The following is a 20810-nucleotide window of genomic DNA, read 5'->3' on the forward strand; positions in this document are numbered from 1 at the left end:
GAGATTACATGATACCGAAGAAACGAGCTGCGATACCAACTGCAAAGAGGGCAAGGATGATTGTGATTGGAGATACTTTTTTCTTAAGCAACCACATGCAAAGGAAAGTAAGGAGAAGTCCCATCAATCCTGGAATCAATGAGTCCAACTGACCTTGAAGCGTTTGTGGTTGAACTCTATCTAGGCTCATACCACTAAGCGCTTGACCAAGAATGCCCTTCAACTCAGCTCCTGTAACAGGACCTTCTGGGAAGTTGATGTAGGCACCTTCTGACAATTGTTTGCCTGGAAGGTTGATAGTGAAGTTGATGGATACCCAACGTTGTACAAGAACGGCAAGGATGAACATACCAAGGATAGAAGCACCTTTAGTGATGTCTTTCAAGATACCACCAGACATGTCTTTAGTGATCTCAGATCCAGCTTTGTAACCGAACTCTTGTGTGTACCATAGGAAGGCCATACGGATAGCATTCCATCCGAAGAAGAAGAGAAGTGGACCAACAAGGTTACCAGATGCAGCAAGTGATGCACCAAGAGCTCCAAGGATAGGACGAACTGTAAACCAGAATACTGGGTCACCGATACCAGCAAGAGGTCCCATCATACCGATTTTAACCCCTTGGATAGCCGCGTCGTCGATTTCAACACCGTTAGCGCGCTCTTCTTCAAGTGCAAGAGTAACCCCCATGATTGGAGCAGCGACGTATGGGTGAGTGTTGAAGAATTCAAGGTGGCGCTCAAGAGCAGCCGCTTGGTCTTCTTTTTTAGTGTACAATTTTTTGATAGCTGGGATCAATGAGTAAGCCCAACCCAAGTTTTGCATACGTTCGTAGTTCCAAGAACCTTGAAGGAATTGTGAACGCCACCAAACTTTTTGACGATCTGATTTTGATAATTGAATTTTTTCAGCCATGATTGTTCCCCTTTCTAGTAGTCTTCTAGGATATCACCGATTGGGTCGTTAGAAGTTGCAGCTCCGCCGCCACCGTTTCCACCTTGTTTTGTAAGGTTAAGGTAGATGAAGGCAAGGGCAACACCGATGACACCAAGGGCAATCAAAGTCAATTGAGAGATTGCTGCAAGAGCAAAACCGATTGCGAAGAATGGCCATACTTCACGAGTTGCCATCATGTTGATAACCATAGCGTAACCAACGGCAACGACCATAGCACCACCGACAGCCATACCACCATTCAACCATTCTGGCATCAAACCAAGAGCATCTTGAACAGCAGAAGCTGGGATAGCGATAAGGAAGGCAGCAGGGATTGCAATACGAAGACCTTGAAGAAGAAGTGCAACAAAGTGAGCACGCTCAACAGCTGCAATGTTTCCGTCTTTAGCAGCAGCATCAGCTGAGTGAACTAAGGCAACTGAGATTGTACGAACAATCATTGTCAAGAAAAGTCCAGCTACAGCAAGAGGGATAGCTGTTGCCGTTGCAACGGCGATACCATCAGTAGTAAAGTTACCACCTTTGATCAAGATGATTGCTGCAGCAACAGATGCAAGAGCAGCGTCAGGAGCTACGGCAGCTCCGATGTTTGCCCAACCAAGGGCGATCATTTGAAGAGATCCACCAAGCATAACCCCTGCTTCGAGGTTACCAGTTGCAAGTCCGATAAGGGTACATGCGACGATTGGTTGATGGAATTGGAATTGGTCGAGGATACCTTCAAGACCTGCAAGGAAGGCAACAACTACAACCAAGATAGCAGAAATGATTGAAATATCTGACATGGTTTTATTCCTTTTCTATTTAGTTTTAATAAAGTATTTAATCCTGTTTTCAAAAATGATAGAAACAGATTAACATTATTGAACGTTTGCTTTCTTAATCAAGTCAAACAAATCTTTTTTCGTGTCGTTTGGTACTTTACGTACGTCAAATTCAACACCGAGGTCACGCATTTTTTCAAAGGTTGCAACGTCTTCTTTGTCCATAGACAAAACGTTGTTGATCATTGTTTTACCTGTTGAGTGAGCCATAGAACCAACGTTAAGGGTCTTGATTGGCACGCCACCTTCGATAGCACGAAGTGCATCTTGTGGAGTTTCAAACAAGATAAGGGCATGAGTTTCGCCGAAACGTGGGTCTTTTGCAACGTCGATCAATTTCTGGATTGGGACAACGTTAGCTTTTACACCGTTAGGAGCTGCTTGTTTGATCAATTCTTTACGCAACTCGTCGTTTGCAACGTTGTCTGAAGCAACGATGATACGATCTGCTTTTGAATCTGGAGTCCAAGCAGTGGCAACCTGACCGTGAAGGAGACGAGTGTCTAGACGAGCAAGGTTGATTTTCAGTTTACCATCACCGATAACTGTTCCTTCTGGAATAGCAGCTTGGGCAACTGGAGCAGCTGCAGCAGTTGCAACTTCCTCAACTGGGTTAAGCGCTTCTGGAAGAGCCTTGATGCCATCTTTGGCTTCTTTAATGATATTCGCAGCGACTTTATCCACACCTGCATTCGCGTCCATAAGGCGCTCTGTGTAGGCTTGGATCAACATCGGCAAGTTCAGTCCTGTGATGATGGCAAACTTACGTTCTGGATTTTCTCCCATTACGCGGCTAGCTTGGTTGAATGGAGATCCACTCCAAAGGTCAGCCAATACTAGAACCTCATCTTCTGCGTCAAATGCAGCCACAGCGTTGTTGAATTTAGCGTAAAGGTCATCTGGACCTTCATTTGGCATAAAGGTTACAACTTGAACCTTTTCTTGTTCACCAAAGATCATAGATCCTGACTGATGAATACCCGCAGCAAATTCGCCGTGGCTCGCAATAATGATTCCGATACTCATTATTGTCATTCCTCCTTATAAAATGTTTGACTGTATGTTTAAGAAAACTTTAAGCCTAACTTTAAGTATAAACCGTTTTCATATAAAAATCAACTACTTTTTCTAAAAAGATGTAAAAGTTTTCATAAAATGACTTTTTAAAAATATTAATATATCAATAGTTTTGAGAGGTAAGTGAAAATGGCGATAGAAAATTTAATATAAAAATACAGAAAACGAGGTGCTTTTGTGAAAACAGAATGAAAACAAAAAGGAAAGATTGCGACCATGCAATCTTCCCTTTTATAGGAATAAATTTTGTAAAGCGTGGGCAACTCCATCTTCTTCGTTGGTCAGAGGAAGTTGTTCGTCTGCATATGGAAGAAGAGCAGGATTGGCGTTTTTCATAGCATATCCCTTGCCTGCAAATGCCAACATTTCAGTGTCATTATGCTCATCACCAAAGGCGATTAAGTCTTTTTTATCACGATTCATCACATTGAGCAAGTACTCTAGAGCAAATGCCTTGTTTACACCTTTGGGAGTACACTCGAGGATGTTGAGGGGACCACCCCAGGTATTGATAGCTAGTTGGTGCTGATAAAAACGATTCATTTCATCTGCTAAAGCGTATTTGTCTTCAGCCCTTGTTTGCAAGAGAATGCAGTTGGGATCTTTGGTTACTCGTTCGGGTTTGAATTGATTTTCCGGCCGGAAGTTCTCTACGCCAAATAGTTTAGGATCCGCAATCTCTTCATTCGGAGTCGTGATATAGAACTTTTTTCGATATTCTCCTGCAATAAAGTCAGCCTGGATGTCCTCCGTGCGCTTGACCATGTCTAGGAGGTATTTTTTGTCCAAGGTCAAGCACTTTTCATGCTCCCAAGCCTTTCCTGGTAGATGGGTAAGGGAACCATTAAAGTTAATCATGGGAGTATGCAATTCTAGCTCACGATAGAAGTCTTTTGCCATACGATACGGACGGCCTGTCGTGATGATGACATGGTGTCCTTTTTCTGAAATTTTTTTGATCGTCTCTTTGGTGAAATCGGAGAGCTTGCTTTCATTATTTAGCAGGGTTCCGTCCAAATCGACTGCGATAATTTTTTTAGTCATATAAACCTTCCTAGTCGTTTCCAGATAAGATGTCTACTATTATATCAAAAAGAAGGAAGAAAAGCAGATAAGAACAAAAACTACAGTTGCTTTGATTTATTAAATAAATCAAACAAACATATTGAAAAGGTGAATGATAAATGATATAATACTAATATTGTTCGTAAAAAACAAAAGGAGATTAAAGATGGACAAACTATTTAAACTAAAAGAGCACGGGACAGATGTCCGTACAGAGGTGCTTGCTGGTTTAACAACATTCTTTGCAATGAGTTATATTCTCTTTGTAAACCCTCAAATGCTTTCCCAAACGGGTATGCCTGTTCAAGGTGTGTTCTTGGCAACGATTATCGGTTCTGTAGTAGGTACTTTGATGATGGCTTTCTATGCTAATTTGCCGTACGCACAAGCACCAGGTATGGGACTAAATGCCTTCTTTACATTTACAGTTGTATTTGGGATGGGCTATACTTGGAAAGAGGCTCTTGGTATGGTCTTCATTTGTGGAATTATTTCACTGATTATTACCTTAACAAATGTTCGTAAAATGATCATCGAATCTATTCCAACAACACTTCGTTCAGCTATTTCGGCTGGTATTGGTGTTTTCCTTGCCTATGTTGGGATTAAGAATGCCGGTCTCTTGAAATTCTCAATCGATCCAGGTACTTATACGGTAGCAGGTGAAGGAGCGGACAAGGCTCAAGCTGCACTTACTGCAAACTCAGCAGCTGTTCCAGGATTGGTAGACTTCAATACTCCAGCAGTATTGGTGGCTCTTGCAGGTCTGGCTATTACCATCTTCTTTGTTGTTAAAGGCATCAAGGGTGGAATTATTCTTTCTATTTTAACAACGACTGTCCTTGCCATTGCTGTTGGTGTTGTCAAATTATCAGGGATTGACTTTGCTAGCAACAATCTTTCAGCAGCGGTTAATGATTTAGGAACTTTGTTTGGTGCTGCTCTTGGTTCAGAAGGTTTAGGCTCTTTGATTTCAAACACTTCACGTTTACCAGAAACCTTGATGGCTATTCTTGCCTTCTCACTAACGGATATTTTTGATACAATCGGTACTCTTATCGGTACTGGTGAAAAAGTTGGTATCGTTGCGACAAGTGGGGAAAACCATGAGTCAGTTAAATTGGACAAGGCTCTTTACTCTGACTTGGTGGCAACTTCGGTAGGTGCCATTGCAGGTACTTCAAACGTTACGACCTATGTTGAATCTGCGGCTGGTATCGGTGCTGGTGGACGTACTGGTTTGACAGCCCTAGTGGTTGCGATCTGTTTTGCTCTATCTAGCTTCTTTAGCCCACTTCTAGCGATTGTTCCGACAGCTGCAACAGCACCAATTTTGATCATCGTCGGAATCATGATGCTTTCTAACTTGAAAAATATCCCTTGGGATGATATGGCTGAAGCGGTTCCTGCCTTCTTCACATCTATCTTTATGGGATTCAGCTACTCTATCACACAAGGGATTGCTGTTGGTTTCTTGACATATACCTTGACAAAAGTTGTCAAAGGTCAAGCCAAGGATGTGCACGTGATGATTTGGATTTTGGATGCCTTGTTTATCCTTAACTATATCAGTATGGCGCTATAAATGGTATAATAGAAAAAGGGGAGTCTCCCCTTTTTCTTATAAGGAGGTACATCATGAAAGATAAGACGATTTGGCAAGAGGTTTTGAACAGAGGGAAATGGGTGCTCATCCTTTTGGTAGCTTTTGTTCTATCTCAATTTCCCATAGGACTTGCTTTGTTTTTAGCAAACAAACAGTTTCCGATTTTACAGTCAGGGCTCTTAGTAGGTGCCCTATCCATAGTCGTTTTGATTGTATTCATTATTGGTGCACGAAAAACACAACTTGCTACTTTTAATCTATCCTTTTTTAAGGCAAAAGACTTGGCTCGCTTGGTACTGAGTTATCTGGTGATTTTTGCGACAAATCTCTTGGGTTCACTCCTGCTTCGACTAACAAATGAGGCAACAACCAATAACCAATCAATACTGAATGGTTTGGTTCAGAATAGTTCCTTGATTTCAACTTTCTTCCTACTAGTCTTGATTGCGCCGATTTGTGAAGAAATTTTGTGTCGTGGAATTATTCCAAAAAAGATCTTCCGTGGAAAAGAAAAACTAGGTTTTGTTGTTGGTGCAATCGTCTTTACCTTGCTCCATATGCCAACCAATCTACCTTCTGTGATTATTTATGGAGGAATGTCAACGGTTTTGACTTGGACAGCCTATAAGACTGAGCGTTTGGAGATGTCCATTTTGCTTCATATGATTCTCAATGGTATTGCATTTTGTTTGTTGGCCTTATTGGTGTTGATTAGTAGAAATCTAGGTCTATCATTCTAAACTATTGGCCCGCTTGGAAAAGATGAATACTAGCGTGTTCATCTTTTTCTTTTTATGGTAAAATAGAAAGATAATATGGTGAAAAACCTTGAGGGAGTGACCGATATGTCAAGTAAAGCTAATCATGCAAAAACAGCTATTTGTGGAATTATCAATGTAACACCAGATTCTTTTTCGGATGGTGGGCAGTTTTTTGCTCTTGAGCAGGCGCTCCAGCAAGCTCGTAAATTGATAGCAGAAGGAGCGAGCATGCTAGATATCGGTGGAGAATCGACTCGGCCGGGCAGTAGCTATGTTGAAATAGAAGAGGAAATCCAGCGTGTTGTTCCAGTGATTAAAGCTATCCGTGAGGAAAGCGATGTCCTCATTTCTATTGATACATGGAAAAGTCAGGTGGCAGAGGCTGCCTTGGCTGCTGGTGCCAATCTGGTCAATGATATCACGGGTCTCATGGGAGATGAGAAAATGGCGGATGTGGTTGCTAAGGCTGGAGCGAAGGTGGTTATCATGTTTAATCCAGTTATGGCTCGTCCTCAGCATCCTAGTTCGCTCATCTTTCCTCATTTTGGTTTTGAGCAAGCTTTTACAGAGGAAGAGTTAGCTGACTTTGAAAAAGTGCCAATCGAAGACTTGATGGAGGCTTTCTTTGAACGAGCTCTAGTGAGAGCGAATCAAGCTGGGATAGTAAGAGAAAACATTCTGCTGGATCCAGGGATTGGCTTTGGTCTGACCAAGAAAGAAAATCTGCTCCTTCTACGGGATCTGGATAAACTACACCAACAAGGCTATCCAATCTTTCTTGGAGTTTCGCGTAAGCGATTTGTCATCAATATCCTAGAAGAAAATGGTTTTGAAGTTAATCCTGAAACGGAAGTCGGTTTCCGCAATCGGGATACAGCTTCAGCTCATGTAACCAGTATCGCTGCAAGACAGGGTGTCGAAGTAGTGCGCGTGCACGATGTAGCCAGTCACAAGATGGCGGTTGAAATTGCGTCAGCCATTCGTTTGGCAGATGATGCAGAAAATCTAGATTTAAAACAATATAAGTAAGATGAACGAAATTCAAAACAATCAGTGGATCGCCCACTACCGGACGGACCAACCAAATTTTGGTTTAGAACGCATGGTAGAACTCCTAGCCCTGCGAGGTAATCCCCATCTCAAACTTAAGGTCATCCATATCGGAGGGACCAATGGCAAGGGATCTACCATTGCTTTTTTGAAAAAGATGCTGGAAAAGCTAGGTCTGAGAGTAGGTGTATTCAGCTCACCCTATCTCATTCATTATACGGATCAGATTAGCATCAATGGGGAATCCATCCCAGAAGCGAGACTAGAAGCCCTCATGGCAGTTTATCGCTCTTTGCTTGAGGGGGAGAAAGGCGCTGCTTTAAAAGGAACAACCGAGTTTGAGATTATCACAGCTCTAGCTTATGATTATTTTGCCACTGAAAAAGTTGATGTGGCTATCATGGAAGTCGGCATGGGTGGACTTTTGGATAGTACCAATGTCTGCCAGCCTATTCTGACAGGAATTACGACCATTGGCTTAGACCATGTATCCCTACTTGGTGATACCTTGGAAGCTATAGCAGAGCAGAAAGCTGGTATTATCAAGCAAGGCATTCCCTTGGTGACAGGTCGCATTGCTCCAGAAGCCTTGGCTGTTATCGATCGTATTGCGGAAGGCAAACATGCACCGAGACTTGCCTACGGGGCGGATTATCAGGTTCGTCATCAAGAAAGCGTGGTAGCGGGTGAAATCTTTGATTATACCAGTTCTGTCAGACAAGGTCGCTTCCAGACAGGTCTGCTGGGCTTGCATCAGATCGAGAATGCGGGGATGGCGCTTGCTCTCCTAGACACTTATTGTCAGGAGACTGGACGAGAATTAGCAAGTAATGCCTTAGTTGCTCAAGCCCTTGAGGAAACCAGATGGCCAGGGCGTTTGGAGGTCGTGTCTGGCGCCCCCTTGCTGCTTTTGGATGGGGCCCACAATCCGCATGCTATCAAGGCTTTGTTGAATACCTTGCAAGAACGCTTTGCTGACTATCATAAAGAAATTCTCTTTACTTGTATCAAAACCAAGGCCTTGGAAGATATGCTGGATTTGCTAGGGGAAATGCCAGATACCGAGCTTACCCTGACACATTTTGACGATAGTCGGGCGACGGATGAAAGAGTATTGAAAGAGGCAGCTGAGTCTAGAAATCTCAACTATCAAAGTTGGCAGGATTTTCTAGAGCAGAAATTGACAGATAAAAAAGAAAAGAAACAAACAGTTAGGATTGTCACAGGTTCCTTGTATTTCTTGAGCCAAGTGAGAGCCTATCTGATGGAGAGGAAGAACGAGAATGGATACACAAAAGATTGAAACGGCTATAAAAATGATTATTGAGGCTGTTGGTGAGGACGCTAACCGCGAGGGCTTGCAGGAAACACCTGCCCGTGTAGCTCGTATGTACCAAGAGATTTTTTCAGGTCTTGGTCAGACTGCGGAGGAACATTTGTCAAAATCTTTTGAGATTATTGATGACAATATGGTAGTGGAAAAGGATATCTTTTTCCACACTATGTGTGAACACCACTTTTTGCCCTTTTATGGGAGAGCGCACATTGCCTATATTCCAGATGGTCGTGTGGCAGGCTTGTCCAAGTTAGCCCGTACGGTTGAAGTCTATGCTAAAAAGCCACAGATTCAAGAACGGTTGAATATCGAAGTGGCCGATGCCTTGATGGACTATCTGGGGGCTAAGGGAGCCTTTGTTGTCATTGAGGCCGAGCATATGTGTATGAGCATGCGTGGTGTCAGAAAGCCAGGCACTGCGACTTTGACCACTGTAGCCCGTGGTGTATTTGAGACGGATAAAGACCTCCGAGATCAGGCTTATCGTCTAATGGGACTATAAAAAGAATCCGCTTCATGCGGATTTTTCTAGAAAGGACTAGTTATGGATCAACTGCAGATTAAAGATTTGGAAATTTTTGCCTATCATGGTCTTTTTCCTAGTGAAAAAGAGCTAGGGCAAAAGTTTGTCATTTCGGCGACCCTATCCTATGACATGACCAAGGCGGCGACAGACTTGGATTTGGCGGCTTCTATCCATTACGGCGAACTTTGTCAGCAGTGGACAGCTTGGTTTCAGGAAACCACTGAGGACTTGATTGAAACAGTAGCCTACAAACTAGTTGAACGTACCTTTGAGACTTATCCTCTTGTCCAAGAAATTGAGTTGGAACTCAAAAAACCTTGGGCTCCGGTTCATTTGTCGTTGGATACCTGCTCAGTAACCATCAATCGTCGCAAGCAACGAGCCTTTATCGCCCTAGGAAGCAATATGGGGGATAAGCAAGCAAACTTGGAACAAGCGATTGACAAACTGCGAGCTCGAGGTATCTACATTCTCAAAGAGTCCAGTGTCTTGATGACGGAGCCTTGGGGCGGTGTGGAACAAGCTAGTTTTGCCAATCAGGTGATTGAAGTAGAAACCTGGCTTCCAGCACCAGTCTTGTTAGAAACCTTGTTAGCCATTGAGTCAGAAATGGGGCGGGTTCGAGAGGTTCATTGGGGACCTCGTTTGATCGATTTGGATCTGCTCTTTGTAGAAGACCAGGTCATCTATACAGACGAGCTCATCTTGCCTCATCCTTATATAGCAGAACGCCTCTTTGTCCTTGAACCTTTATTGGAAATAGCTCCCCATTTTATTCATCCAATCTTAAAACAACCAATTCGTTACTTGTATCAAGAATTGAACAAATAGAAAAAACTCTAGTTCCTCAGCAGTTTGCGCCGAGAAGCTAGAGTTTTTAAAATAGGTCATTTTCTTCAGGAAGGAGGATGGTTTCTTTCCCGTCCATGTCTAAAACAAGGACCCGAGGAGGGTAAAGAGGGTCAAAGGGATGATTAAAATCAAAGTCGATACTAGTCGGCAGGTGCTGACTAGAGAAATGGAAGGTGATGGTTCCCTCGTTATTTAGCAGTTGAAATTCAAGTTCCTCTTCTAATTCAAAGACATTTTTCAAAAAATGATCGATAATAAACCATAAAGAGTCGATAACATCGTCAGGCAAGCTGGTCACAACGCCAAAACTGGCCGAACGTCTCTGAGTATTTGTAAAAGCCATAAACATTCCCTCCCTCCTTTTATTTTTCCTTATCATACAGCAAAACATCCCAAAAATCAAGAAATCGTACTCACTTTTTCAAAATGGGAATAGGTTGTGAAATTTTTTCAAAGTTTCTCTAAAAAATACTTGAAAGTGTTTACAATAAGTGATAAAATGGATTAAGCAGATGTATGAAAGCGAAATTTTCAATATAGAAAGGAAACAGAATGAACACAGATGATACAGTAACGATTTATGATGTTGCCCGTGAAGCTGGGGTTTCAATGGCAACTGTTAGCCGTGTAGTGAATGGCAATAAGAACGTCAAAGAGAATACTCGTAAAAAAGTTCTAGAGGTGATTGATCGTCTTGACTACCGTCCAAATGCGGTAGCGCGTGGCTTGGCCAGCAAGAAAACCACGACAGTCGGTGTTGTAATTCCAAATATCACCAATGGCTATTTTTCAACCCTAGCCAAGGGGATTGATGATATTGCAGAGATGTATAAGTACAATATCGTCCTAGCCAACAGTGATGAAGACGATGAAAAAGAAGTTTCAGTAGTTAATACTCTCTTTTCAAAACAAGTTGATGGTATTATCTTTATGGGCTATCACTTGACTGAAAAGATTCGTTCAGAATTTTCTCGTTCTCGGACACCAGTTGTCCTTGCAGGAACGGTGGATATCGAACACCAGTTGCCAAGTGTTAATATTGACTACAAACAAGCAACGATTGATGCAGTAACTCATTTGCTTCAGGAAAATGAAAAGATTGCCTTTGTCAGTGGGCCACTTGTTGATGATATCAACGGCAAAATTCGATTGATTGGTTACAAGGAAGCATTGAAAAAGGCAGGAATCCCTTATAGCGAGGGCTTGGTATTTGAGTCTAAATACAGCTATAATGATGGCTATGCCTTGGCAGAGCGCTTGGTTTCTTCACAGGCTACAGCCGCGGTTGTGACAGGTGATGAATTGGCTGCGGGTGTGTTAAATGGCTTGGCAGATCACGGTATTTCTGTACCAGAAGAGTTTGAAATCATCACGACAGATGATTCTCAAATTGCACGATTCACTCGTCCAAACTTGACTACTATTGCCCAACCTCTTTATGACCTAGGCGCTATCAGCATGCGTATGTTGACCAAGATTATGCATAAGGAAGAGTTGGAAGAACGTGAAGTTCTCCTGCCTCACGGTTTGACAGAACGTCGTTCGACACGAAAACGCAAATAGAAAAAATCAGGGAATCGAGAAGATTTCCTGATTTTCAATTTTAACCTTCCATGTAATTGCGAAGTTCTTGTCCTTTTAGCCCAGCGTTGATAGCAATCAATAATTTGAGGCGCGCTTTTTGAGCATTGAGTTCTTTGACAAAGAAAACGCCAGCTCGTTGCAACTGCACTCCTCCGCCTTGGTAGGCATAAACAGGTTCTGCAATGCCGTTAAAACAACGTGAAACCAAGGCGACTGGAATGTCTTTTTGGAGGAGACTTTCTAATTTTTGAGCTGTTTCTTTGGGTACATTACCTGCTCCAAAAGCTTGAACGACTAATCCATCTAGGTGATCTAGGTCAAGCATATCAATTAGCTCGTCTGTCATACCTGCATAGGCCGAGATGATGGGAACTAGACCTTGAATATGCTCGAGATCAAAACGGACACGAGGCTCAGCTGTTTTGAAGTAGAGGATTTCTTGCTTCATGATGAGACCGAGAGGCCCGTGAGTAGGAGTTTGAAAGGTACCGACGTTGGTCGTATGGGTTTTGGTAACATACTTTGCTGCGTGAATCTCATCATTCATGACGACCAGCACACCCTTGTCAGCTGACTTGTCATCGCTTGCGACTCGCAAAGCGCTCAGGTAGTTATAAACGCCATCGCTACCGAGTTCGTTGGAACTACGCATAGCTCCTGTTAGAACGATGGGCATGTTGGGGATTTTCATGGTATCAAGGAAGTAGGCTGTTTCTTCCAAAGTGTCCGTCCCATGTGTAATCACAACCCCATCGTAGTTGCCTGCTTCCTCCTTAATCTTATGGTAGAGGGCTAGCATGTGTTTGGGTTTGATATGGGGGCTCGGTAGGTTAAAAAAGTCTAGGGCATGGACCTCTATCCCTTTAAGAGGATTGGTGACATGGTTCATGGGATTGTCCTGGCTGGTCACAACTGCGCCAGAGGCGTCTGCTTGCATGGAAATAGTCCCACCTGTATGTAAAACAAGGATTTTCTTAGGCATGAATTACTCACTCTCTCTGAAATGTGGTATAATCATTGTAACACAAAAGGGGAGAATGGGATAGGATGGAAGTCAAAGCTGTTTTTTTTGATATCGATGGAACGCTAGTCAACGATCGCAAGAGTGTTTTGAAATCCACTAAGGACGCGATTAGGATTGTGAAAGAACAAGGGGTACTTGTTGGAGTAGCGACAGGACGAGGGCCTTTCTTTGTCAAGGAATTTATGGAAGATTTAGACCTGGATTTTGCAATAACTTATAACGGACAATACATCTTTAATAAAGAAAAAGTTTTATTTGCTAGCCCAATTGCCAAGTCAAGCTTGCGTCAATTGATTGCCTATGCTAAAAAGGAGCGTAAAGAAATTGCTCTTGGAACCGAGCATGCTGTTGTTGGTTCGAAAATTATGTCCTTTGGTCTCGGATCCTTTTCACAGCTGGTTAGCCGTTTTATCCCGACTGTCTTAACAAGAACCGTTAGCCGTTCCTTTAATCGAATGGTTAGCAAGGCAGTCCCTCAAAAGGAAGATGACCTGCTTCGTTTGATCAATGAGCCAATCTATCAAGTGTTAATGCTGATGACTCCTGAAGAATCTGAGAAAGCTGCAAGTGATTTTGAAGATTTAAAATTAACTCGAAGCAATCCCTTCGCTGCGGATATCATCAACCAAGGAAATTCCAAACTAGAAGGCATTCGCCGAGTCGGGAAAGAATATGGTTTTGATCTCAACCAAGTCATGGCCTTTGGTGATTCAGACAATGACCTAGAAATGTTGGCGGGTGTTGGTATGTCTGTGGCCATGGGAAATGGCAGTAGCAGCGTCAAAGAAGTTGCCAAGCACATTACAGCAAGTAACCAACAAGATGGCATCCATAAGGCGCTCGAGCACTTTGGTGTTTTGGCTTCAGAAAAAGTTTTTGTCAGTCGAGATTACCATTTTAATAAGGTCAAGACCTTCCACCACATGATGGATGAACGAACTCAAGAAGAGCCACAGGCATGGGATGTTGAAGGTGCAACCCACCGCGCAGATTTTAAAATTGAAGAATTAGTAGAGTTTGTCCGCGCGGCAAGTTCTTCGGAGGAAGAATTCCAGCAGTCGCTTGCAAGCATGCATGCGGCACTTGACAAGGCGGCCGAAAAGGTGAGGCAAAAAACGCCTGCCCAAAAAGATCTAATCGGGCAGGTTGATGCCTTAATCGATACACTGTATTTTACTTACGGTAGTTTTGCCTTGATGGGAGTGGATCCAGAACGCATCTTTGATATTGTGCATGAGGCAAACATGGGGAAGGTTTTTCCTGATGGAAAAGCCCATTTTGATCCAGTTACACATAAAATCTTAAAACCGGATGACTGGGACGAAAAATATGCTCCAGAACCTGCTATCAGAAAGGAACTGCAGCGTCAGCTCAAGGCTTATGAGCGACATAAAGAGAGAAATAAGTAAGAAAAAAGGGAGCCTAGCAGGCTCCTTTTGTGTTCCTATAATGTTTTTTCTTGTTCTCTCACGACGAGTAAATCAACTTTTGCGTGGCGGAGGATGTATTCAGATGAAGAGCCAACCAAGAGGCGTTCAAAGGCATTAAGACCTGTTGCACCGACGAGAATCAAGTCAACATTTTCTGCGTCTGGAATGGTACGGGCAAGGAGAGTTTTTGGATTTCCCATTTCGATGACGGTATGAATATCGGTCACACCCGCATCTTTTGCACGTTTTTCGTACTCTTTCATCAGACTTTCAGCATCGACTTGAAGTTCTTCGTAAACTTCAGCATCAAAGGTAGATACGCTTTGAAGAGCGCGTGTGTCAATAACATGGGCAATGGTGAGCTTGGAATCATTGCGTAGAGCAGTGTAAACACCTTTAACAAAAGCCAAGTCTGCCTCTTTAGAACCATCAATTGCAACCATAACATTTTGGTAACGTTGTGCCATAATGAAACCTCCTGAAATTTTCTTACTTTTATTGTAATCCTTTTCACTAAAGAAGTAAAGTAAAAATCATATTTAAATAAATATTATTGGAGATTCGATTTGGTGGAGATATGTTAAAATAAAAGGAAACGAGATATTAGGAAACACAGTGAGGGGATGAGAAAGTATGAAAGATTTTGTTCAAGCTTCTAAAAAAATAAGTTTTCTTTATCATGGAATTATCCTTGCGTCACTTGTAGGAGAAGTAGTGATGCTTTGGCAGCTGGAAAGAGTCGTGCCCGTTCTCTATTCAGGTTTTATTGGATTTCTTCTCTTTCACTTAGTCTACCACATCATTTTATTTGTGATTGCAAAGAGAAGTGGTCGCTTGGACTATTTGGTCACGTGGGGGCTCTTTCTCATGTTTAATCTTTTGTATGATTCCTTTTTAGCATTAGTCTTCCTAGGTTTGTCTTTTGGTATGTGAAAAATGATTCTTCCTTCTAGTTATTTAGACGGTGAGAACCTAGTCGTTATGAGTTTTTTCTTTGCTTGCTCATTTCAGGAAACTTGTCGCAATCCCTTTCTAGTGGTATAATGTTACTATCTCGATGAATTGAGGAAACAAGATGAAAGAATATAACAAGTCTAGTAAGTTAGAGCATGTTGCCTATGATATCCGTGGCCCTGTTTTGGAAGAAGCTATGCGGATGCGAGCAAACGGAGAAAAGATTTTACGTCTGAATACAGGGAATCCAGCAGAATTTGGCTTCACAGCGCCAGATGAAGTCATTCATGACTTGATTATGAATGCGCGTGATAGTGAGGGATATTCTGACTCCAAAGGGATTTTCTCAGCACGTAAAGCCATCATGCAGTATTGCCAATTGAAGAACTTCCCCAATGTGGACATTGATGATATCTACCTTGGAAATGGTGTCAGTGAGCTGATTGTTATGTCCATGCAAGGGCTTTTGGATAATGGCGATGAGGTCTTGGTGCCTATGCCAGACTATCCTCTCTGGACAGCCGCGGTCAGCCTAGCTGGGGGAAATGCCGTTCACTATATCTGTGATGAAGCTGCAGAATGGTACCCAGATATTGACGATATTAAGTCAAAAATTACTTCCAATACCAAGGCAATCGTCCTTATCAATCCAAACAACCCAACTGGAGCCCTTTATCCTAAGGAACTCTTGTTGGAGATTATTGAGATTGCCCGTCAAAATGATTTGATCATCTTTGCGGATGAGATTTATGACCGCATGGTGATGGATGGGCATGTGCACACGCCTGTGGCAAGCTTGGCACCTGATGTTTTCTGTGTCAGCATGAATGGTCTGTCAAAATCCCACCGTATCGCTGGTTTCCGTGTAGGTTGGATGGTCTTGTCTGGACCTAAGACCCATGTTAAAGGCTATATCGAAGGTCTCAATATGCTGTCCAACATGCGCCTTTGTTCTAACGTTTTGGCCCAGCAAGTCGTACAAACATCACTAGGTGGGCACCAGTCAGTGGACGAATTACTCCTTCCAGGTGGACGGATCTACGAACAAAGAAACTTTATCTATAATGCCATTCAAGATATTCCAGGTTTGTCTGCGGTCAAGCCAAAGGCAGGTCTTTATATCTTTCCTAAAATCGATCGCAATATGTACCGCATCGATGATGATGAGCAGTTTGTTCTTAATTTCTTGAAACAAGAAAAGGTTCTCTTGGTTCATGGTCGCGGCTTTAATTGGCAAGAACCAGACCATTTCCGTATTGTTTATCTTCCTCGTGTAGATGAATTAGCACAAATCCAAGAAAAGATGACTCGTTTCTTGAAACAGTATCGTAGATAAGGGCTTTCATAGGAAAAGCTAGAAAACATTTGCCTGGAGCTATTGACAAAAGTGGCAGAATCAGATAGAATAGTAAAGTATGTTTAGTAACTGATCACTTTATAGCCGGCTAAACGAATACAAAATCTATGAGGAGGTATTCATCGTGAAACGTACTTATCAACCAAGTAAACTTCGTCGTGCGCGCAAACACGGATTCCGTAACCGTATGTCAACTAAAAACGGTCGTCGCGTATTGGCAGCTCGTCGTCGTAAAGGACGCAAAGTTTTGGCTGCATAATCCAAACGAATTCAACAAAGAAGTCAGTAGGAACTCGAGTCTACTGACTTTTCTTTTTCCTATAATATCAGTCTGTAAATGCTTTATATTTTTTCTGAAATAGTGTATAATATTTCACATACTATAAAAAATGGAGAACAGTTATGAAGAAATCAAAAGCCCTCCTACTAGGGGCTGGAATTTTGAGCGCAAGCTTCTTGATGGCGGCTTGTAGTTCGGCACAATCAAATACAGATAAAACCTACTCATATGTATTTGCCAGCAATCCAGATACATTAGACTATATCACTTCGACACGTGGTTCAACCTCTAGCATTACGACAAACTTGATTGATGGTTTGTTGGAAAATGATAAATATGGCAACCTCGTTCCTTCTATGGCGCAGTCATGGACAGTATCAAAAGACGGTTTGACCTATACCTACAAAATCCGCCAAGGGGCTAAGTGGTATACCTCTGAAGGAGAAGAGTATGCTGAAGTGACAGCACATGACTTTGTGACGGGTCTTAAGTATGCAGCGGATAAAAAGGCTGAGAACTTGTACTTGGTACGGGATTCAATCAAAGGTTTGGCAGATTATGTCGAAGGGAAAACATCTGACTTTGAGACGGTTGGAGTCAAGGCAGTGGACGACTATACTCTTCAATACACTTTGAACAAGCCAGAGTCTTATTGGAATTCAAAGACAACAGGGGGGATTTTGAGTCCTGTCAATGAAGCCTTTTTGAAATCAAAGGGTGATGATTTTGGAAGTGTTACCCCATCTAGTATCCTGTCAAATGGGCCATACTTGTTCAAGTCTTTCACATCAAAATCTTTAATTGAGTTTGAAAAGAACCCTAATTACTGGGATAAGGACAATGTGAAAATTGAGAAGGTTAAACTTTCCTTCTATGATGGTTCAGACCAAGATAGTTTGGCTCGAGGATTCTTAGAAGGCAACTACACAGATGGCCGTATCTTCCCGACAAGCTCTGTCTTTGACCAGTTGAAAAAAGGGAATGAAGATAAGATTACCTATACTCCTCAGGATGCTGTGACTTTCTACTATCTCTTCAATGTCAACCGTCAAAGTTACAATCAAACAATGAAACAGACGGATAAAGAAAAGACGGATTCTCGTGCAGCTATGCAAAATAAGGACTTCCGTCAGGCGATTAACTTCGCCTTTGACCGTCATGCCTACGCTGCCCAGACAAATGGAGAAGATGGAGCTGACCGTATCCTTCGAAACACAGTCACACCAAGCAATTTTGTTCAAATTGGTGGGAAAAACTTCGGAGATGCTGTCAATGAAAAGATAGTCAACTACGGTTCAGAGTGGGCTAATGTCAATCTAAACGACGCTCAGCCTGCCTTCTTGAATGCTGATAAAGCCAAGGCAGAATTTGCCAAAGCCAAAGAAAGTTTGCAGGCAGAAGGTGTGACCTTCCCTATCCATTTAGACATGCCAGTGGACCAGACTGCTAAGTTGGACGTACAACAAGCCAGTTCTTTCAAGCAGACGGTTGAGGAGACACTTGGATCAGATAATATTGTTATCGATGTGATTCAACTTTCTCCAGACGAGAAAGACAATGCAACCTTCTTTGCTGACACAGCTGAACAAAAGGACTATGACATTGACATCTCAGGCTGGAGCGGAGATTACTCTGATCCTAAGACCTATCTTGACCTCTTGGATCCAGACTCCGGTTCTCAGTTAAAAAACCTTGGTTTGACTCCAGGAAAAGACAATGATGTCAAGGAAAAAATCGGTCTCTCTACCTACAAGAAGTTGTTAGATGAGGCAGATAAAGAAGTTGAAAACACTCAGGTTCGCTATGAGAAATTTGCCGAAGTTCAAGCTTGGCTAACAGATAGTGCTCTCTTTCTGCCAGTTCAAAGTGGAGGAGCTAATCCAATCTTCCGTAAGACTGTACCGTTCACAGGAGCCTTCTCATTTGTTGGACATAAAGGGGATGCGGACAACTACAAATATGTTGAGTTGCAAAAAGATCCCGTGACTGCGAAACAGTACCAAGAACTTTATGAAAAATGGCAAAAAGAAAAAACTGAGTCCAACAAAAAAGCTCAAGAAGATTTAGCTAACCACATTCAATAATATTCCTAGTCATGCTTTTTAGTTAAGCATAGTGGCTGGATTTAGAAAAAGGCCCCACCAGACGCTTTTTGGTTCTGGTAGGGCCTTTTCTTTATTCTTTTAAGTGATAAGAGTAGCTAGCGACAACGACGTCTTCGTGCCATCTGAGAGCGTATTTTAGTTTGAGGCTCATTTGATTGTGCAGGATATTTTGCCAAGGCTTGTTAGGGATAAACTGTGGGACAAGGACTGTAACGGTGTAGTTTTTTTGCTTAGCTTCTTGGGCGATTCGTTTGACATACTTAACACTAGGGGTGATGATGTCGCGGTAACTGGTATTGATATTCTTCAGAGTGATATTTGGGAAGTAGTCGGCAAATTCCTGAAGAATTTCTTGGTCTTTTTCTGCCGTTTCTTTAGTAGAAATGTGCATGGCTAACACTTCATCACCGATACTTTGAGCGTAGTTAATGGCTCCGACACTGACTTTGGTAACATTTCCTACTAGGACAAGGACAAGGTTGCCGTCATAAGTGCGCTTTTCAATTCCTTCGTAGAGTCGTAGTTGTTTTGCCACTTTTTGGTAATGGCTGTGAATGGACAAAAAGAGGAAAGTTAAAACTAGGATAATTGGGAAGAATGGCCAGATATCACCTAGTCTAAAGAGGAGTAAAATGAGTACAATAGCATAACAAATGATGGCCCCAAGGATATTAGCAAAGGCAGGTTTTAAAAAGTTTGCTCCTTTTTCCTTTTTCCAATGGCGAATCATTCCAGTCTGAGAAAGGGCAAAGGGAACGAAGACCCCGATAGTATAAAGAGGAATCAAGCGTTCAGTATTCCCATTAAAAATGAGAAGAAGGATCATAGCCCCAAAGGCCAGAGTTAAGATACCGTTGGAGTAGCCAAGGCGATCCCCTTTTTCCATAAAGAGATGGGGCATGTACTTGTTTTTGGCCATATTGTAGGACAGCATAGGGAAGGCTGAAAAGCCAGTATTTGCAGCTACGGCTAGAATCAAGGCTGTCGAGAACTGGAAGAGATAGTAGCTAGCATGACCAAAGAATGAATCACCAAGAATGCCTTTGGCCATTTGTGAGAGGATGGTTTCTCCGTGTTGAGGTGTGATGCCCATCCAGTAGTTTAGGAAGGTAATGCCCGCAAAAAGAAAACCTAAAATGAGCGACATGATGGTCAAGGTCTGAGCAGCATTCTTTTCCTTCGGAGTTTTGAAAAATGGTACCGCATTTGAAATAGCTTCAACCCCTGTCAGAGAGGCAGAGCCACTGGTAAAGGCTCTTAGTAGGAGAACGATGGAAAGGCTCGGAACAGTTTGTCCAATGGTTGAAGTCGCCTGATAGTTTAGGGAACCTGTAAACAGTTGAAAGAACCCATAAAGCAAGAGAAAGACGGTACTGAGGATAAAGAGGTAGACGGGAATCATCAGAGAGCTGGCAGATTCTTTCAAGCCTCTTAAATTCAAGAGCATGAGCAGACAGACTAGGAAAATAGAGATATGAAGATTATAGGGATGGAGGGCAGGGATGGCTGCTGTAATAGCATCAGCTCCAGACGCAACGGATACGGCTACTGTCAGCATATAGTCAACAAGGAGGCTGCCCCCTGCAATCAAGCCTAGTTCAGGAGAGAGATTTTCCCGAGTGACCATATAAGCCCCACCACCTTGAGGATAGGCGTGAATAATTTGACGATAGGAAATGGTCAAACTAGCGAGGAGTAAGAGGACAAAAATACCGATAGGGAGGCTCCACCAAATAGCGAGAGGAGAGAGACTGACTAAAACGAGAATGACTTGTTCAGGTCCATAGGCAATAGAAGACAGGGCATCACTGGATAACATTGCAAGTGCCTGCATTTTTCCCAACAATCCCCCTTCGCCGTCTGTGAGAGACTTGAGTGGTCGACCGATAAAGGTATATTTTAATTTTCTAAACATTTTCTTTTCCTTTGATGAAAATTTCAATAAGTGTTATTATACTGCTTTGAAAAAGGGCAGTCAAGGGAGAATGACTGGTTTTTGGATATTTTTCCAAGCCGAGGGA

20 protein-coding genes are annotated in these 20810 nt (G+C 42.5%); 12 read left to right on the forward strand and 8 right to left on the reverse strand.

The features are described from left to right. Positions 1–4: 4 nt before the first annotated feature. From D8854_RS05000 to D8854_RS05015, 4 genes are all read right to left on the reverse strand, one after another. The gene (locus D8854_RS05000) at positions 5–916 is read right to left on the reverse strand and encodes a PTS system mannose/fructose/sorbose family transporter subunit IID (protein WP_000818322.1); all 912 of its coding nucleotides are present in this window, start codon (positions 914–916) and stop codon (positions 5–7) included. A 14-nt stretch (positions 917–930) separates the two neighbouring features. Next, on the reverse strand, positions 931–1743 hold the full coding sequence (locus D8854_RS05005; RefSeq protein ID WP_049479446.1) for a PTS mannose/fructose/sorbose transporter subunit IIC: 813 nt from the start codon (positions 1741–1743) through the stop codon (positions 931–933). 75 nt (positions 1744–1818) lie between these two features. Beyond that, the gene (locus D8854_RS05010; protein ID WP_020901963.1) at positions 1819–2808 is read right to left on the reverse strand and encodes a PTS sugar transporter subunit IIB; all 990 of its coding nucleotides are present in this window, start codon (positions 2806–2808) and stop codon (positions 1819–1821) included. A 282-nt stretch (positions 2809–3090) separates the two neighbouring features. Next, positions 3091–3903 carry a Cof-type HAD-IIB family hydrolase gene (locus D8854_RS05015; protein ID WP_000162335.1) on the reverse strand — a complete coding sequence of 271 codons (813 nt, stop codon included), beginning with the start codon at positions 3901–3903 and terminating at the stop codon, positions 3091–3093. 187 nt (positions 3904–4090) lie between these two features. Here D8854_RS05015 and D8854_RS05020 point away from each other — a divergent pair, with 187 nt between their 5' ends. The 6 genes from D8854_RS05020 to folK all read left to right on the forward strand — a co-directional run bounded on the left by D8854_RS05020 (position 4091) and on the right by folK (position 10034). Continuing rightward, positions 4091–5509: an NCS2 family permease gene (locus D8854_RS05020; RefSeq protein ID WP_000359242.1), complete on the forward strand. Its 1419-nt coding sequence runs from the start codon at positions 4091–4093 to the stop codon at positions 5507–5509. Between the two features lie 53 nt (positions 5510–5562). Next, on the forward strand, positions 5563–6270 hold the full coding sequence (locus D8854_RS05025) for a CPBP family intramembrane glutamic endopeptidase (protein WP_084881337.1): 708 nt from the start codon (positions 5563–5565) through the stop codon (positions 6268–6270). A gap of 75 nt (positions 6271–6345) precedes the next feature. Then, complete coding sequence (gene folP / locus D8854_RS05030; protein WP_185768069.1) at positions 6346–7320, forward strand: dihydropteroate synthase; 975 nt, start codon at positions 6346–6348, stop codon at positions 7318–7320. Between the two features lies 1 nt (position 7321). Next, entirely contained in the window at positions 7322–8644 is a 1323-nt protein-coding gene (locus D8854_RS05035) for a bifunctional folylpolyglutamate synthase/dihydrofolate synthase (RefSeq protein ID WP_125449986.1), read from the forward strand. Next, positions 8625–9179 carry a GTP cyclohydrolase I FolE gene (folE, locus tag D8854_RS05040; RefSeq protein ID WP_125449988.1) on the forward strand — a complete coding sequence of 185 codons (555 nt, stop codon included), beginning with the start codon at positions 8625–8627 and terminating at the stop codon, positions 9177–9179. Before D8854_RS05035 ends, folE begins: the two co-directional genes overlap by 20 nt. A 42-nt stretch (positions 9180–9221) precedes the next feature. Further along, complete coding sequence (folK, locus tag D8854_RS05045) at positions 9222–10034, forward strand: 2-amino-4-hydroxy-6-hydroxymethyldihydropteridine diphosphokinase (protein ID WP_125449990.1); 813 nt, start codon at positions 9222–9224, stop codon at positions 10032–10034. A 46-nt stretch (positions 10035–10080) separates the two neighbouring features. Here the strand turns inward: folK and D8854_RS05050 are convergent, their stop codons facing one another. Further along, positions 10081–10398, reverse strand: coding sequence for a DUF960 domain-containing protein (locus tag D8854_RS05050; RefSeq protein ID WP_000886039.1), 318 nt, complete (start codon positions 10396–10398; stop codon positions 10081–10083). 209 nt (positions 10399–10607) lie between these two features. On the opposite strand from D8854_RS05050, the gene ccpA reads away from it, so the two are divergent. After that, entirely contained in the window at positions 10608–11618 is a 1011-nt protein-coding gene (gene ccpA / locus D8854_RS05055; RefSeq protein WP_038804599.1) for a catabolite control protein A, read from the forward strand. 40 nt (positions 11619–11658) lie between these two features. Here the strand turns inward: ccpA and D8854_RS05060 are convergent, their stop codons facing one another. After that, the gene (locus D8854_RS05060; protein ID WP_125449992.1) at positions 11659–12621 is read right to left on the reverse strand and encodes an asparaginase; all 963 of its coding nucleotides are present in this window, start codon (positions 12619–12621) and stop codon (positions 11659–11661) included. A 65-nt stretch (positions 12622–12686) separates the two neighbouring features. On the opposite strand from D8854_RS05060, the gene D8854_RS05065 reads away from it, so the two are divergent. Then, a complete protein-coding gene (locus D8854_RS05065) occupies positions 12687–14072 on the forward strand; it encodes a Cof-type HAD-IIB family hydrolase (protein ID WP_125449994.1) in 1386 nt (461 codons plus the stop codon). A 35-nt stretch (positions 14073–14107) separates the two neighbouring features. Here the strand turns inward: D8854_RS05065 and D8854_RS05070 are convergent, their stop codons facing one another. Further along, on the reverse strand, positions 14108–14560 hold the full coding sequence (locus D8854_RS05070; RefSeq protein ID WP_000079159.1) for a universal stress protein: 453 nt from the start codon (positions 14558–14560) through the stop codon (positions 14108–14110). Positions 14561–14726: 166 nt separating this feature from the next. Here D8854_RS05070 and D8854_RS05075 point away from each other — a divergent pair, with 166 nt between their 5' ends. From D8854_RS05075 to D8854_RS05090, 4 genes are all read left to right on the forward strand, one after another. Then, a complete protein-coding gene (locus D8854_RS05075; protein ID WP_125449995.1) occupies positions 14727–15026 on the forward strand; it encodes a hypothetical protein in 300 nt (99 codons plus the stop codon). Between the two features lie 142 nt (positions 15027–15168). Next, positions 15169–16383 carry a pyridoxal phosphate-dependent aminotransferase gene (locus D8854_RS05080; RefSeq protein WP_000666481.1) on the forward strand — a complete coding sequence of 405 codons (1215 nt, stop codon included), beginning with the start codon at positions 15169–15171 and terminating at the stop codon, positions 16381–16383. A 145-nt stretch (positions 16384–16528) separates the two neighbouring features. Then, entirely contained in the window at positions 16529–16663 is a 135-nt protein-coding gene (gene rpmH / locus D8854_RS05085; protein WP_000831905.1) for a 50S ribosomal protein L34, read from the forward strand. A gap of 143 nt (positions 16664–16806) precedes the next feature. After that, positions 16807–18768, forward strand: a complete 1962-nt coding sequence (locus tag D8854_RS05090; protein ID WP_125449997.1) for a peptide ABC transporter substrate-binding protein — start codon at positions 16807–16809, stop codon at positions 18766–18768. A gap of 91 nt (positions 18769–18859) precedes the next feature. Here the strand turns inward: D8854_RS05090 and D8854_RS05095 are convergent, their stop codons facing one another. Continuing rightward, a complete protein-coding gene (locus tag D8854_RS05095; protein ID WP_125449999.1) occupies positions 18860–20704 on the reverse strand; it encodes an APC family permease in 1845 nt (614 codons plus the stop codon). Between the last annotated feature and the right edge of the window lie 106 nt (positions 20705–20810).

This window comes from Streptococcus mitis (genome assembly GCF_003943905.1).
In the GTDB taxonomy this organism is placed as follows: Bacteria; Bacillota; Bacilli; order Lactobacillales; family Streptococcaceae; genus Streptococcus; species Streptococcus mitis_BC.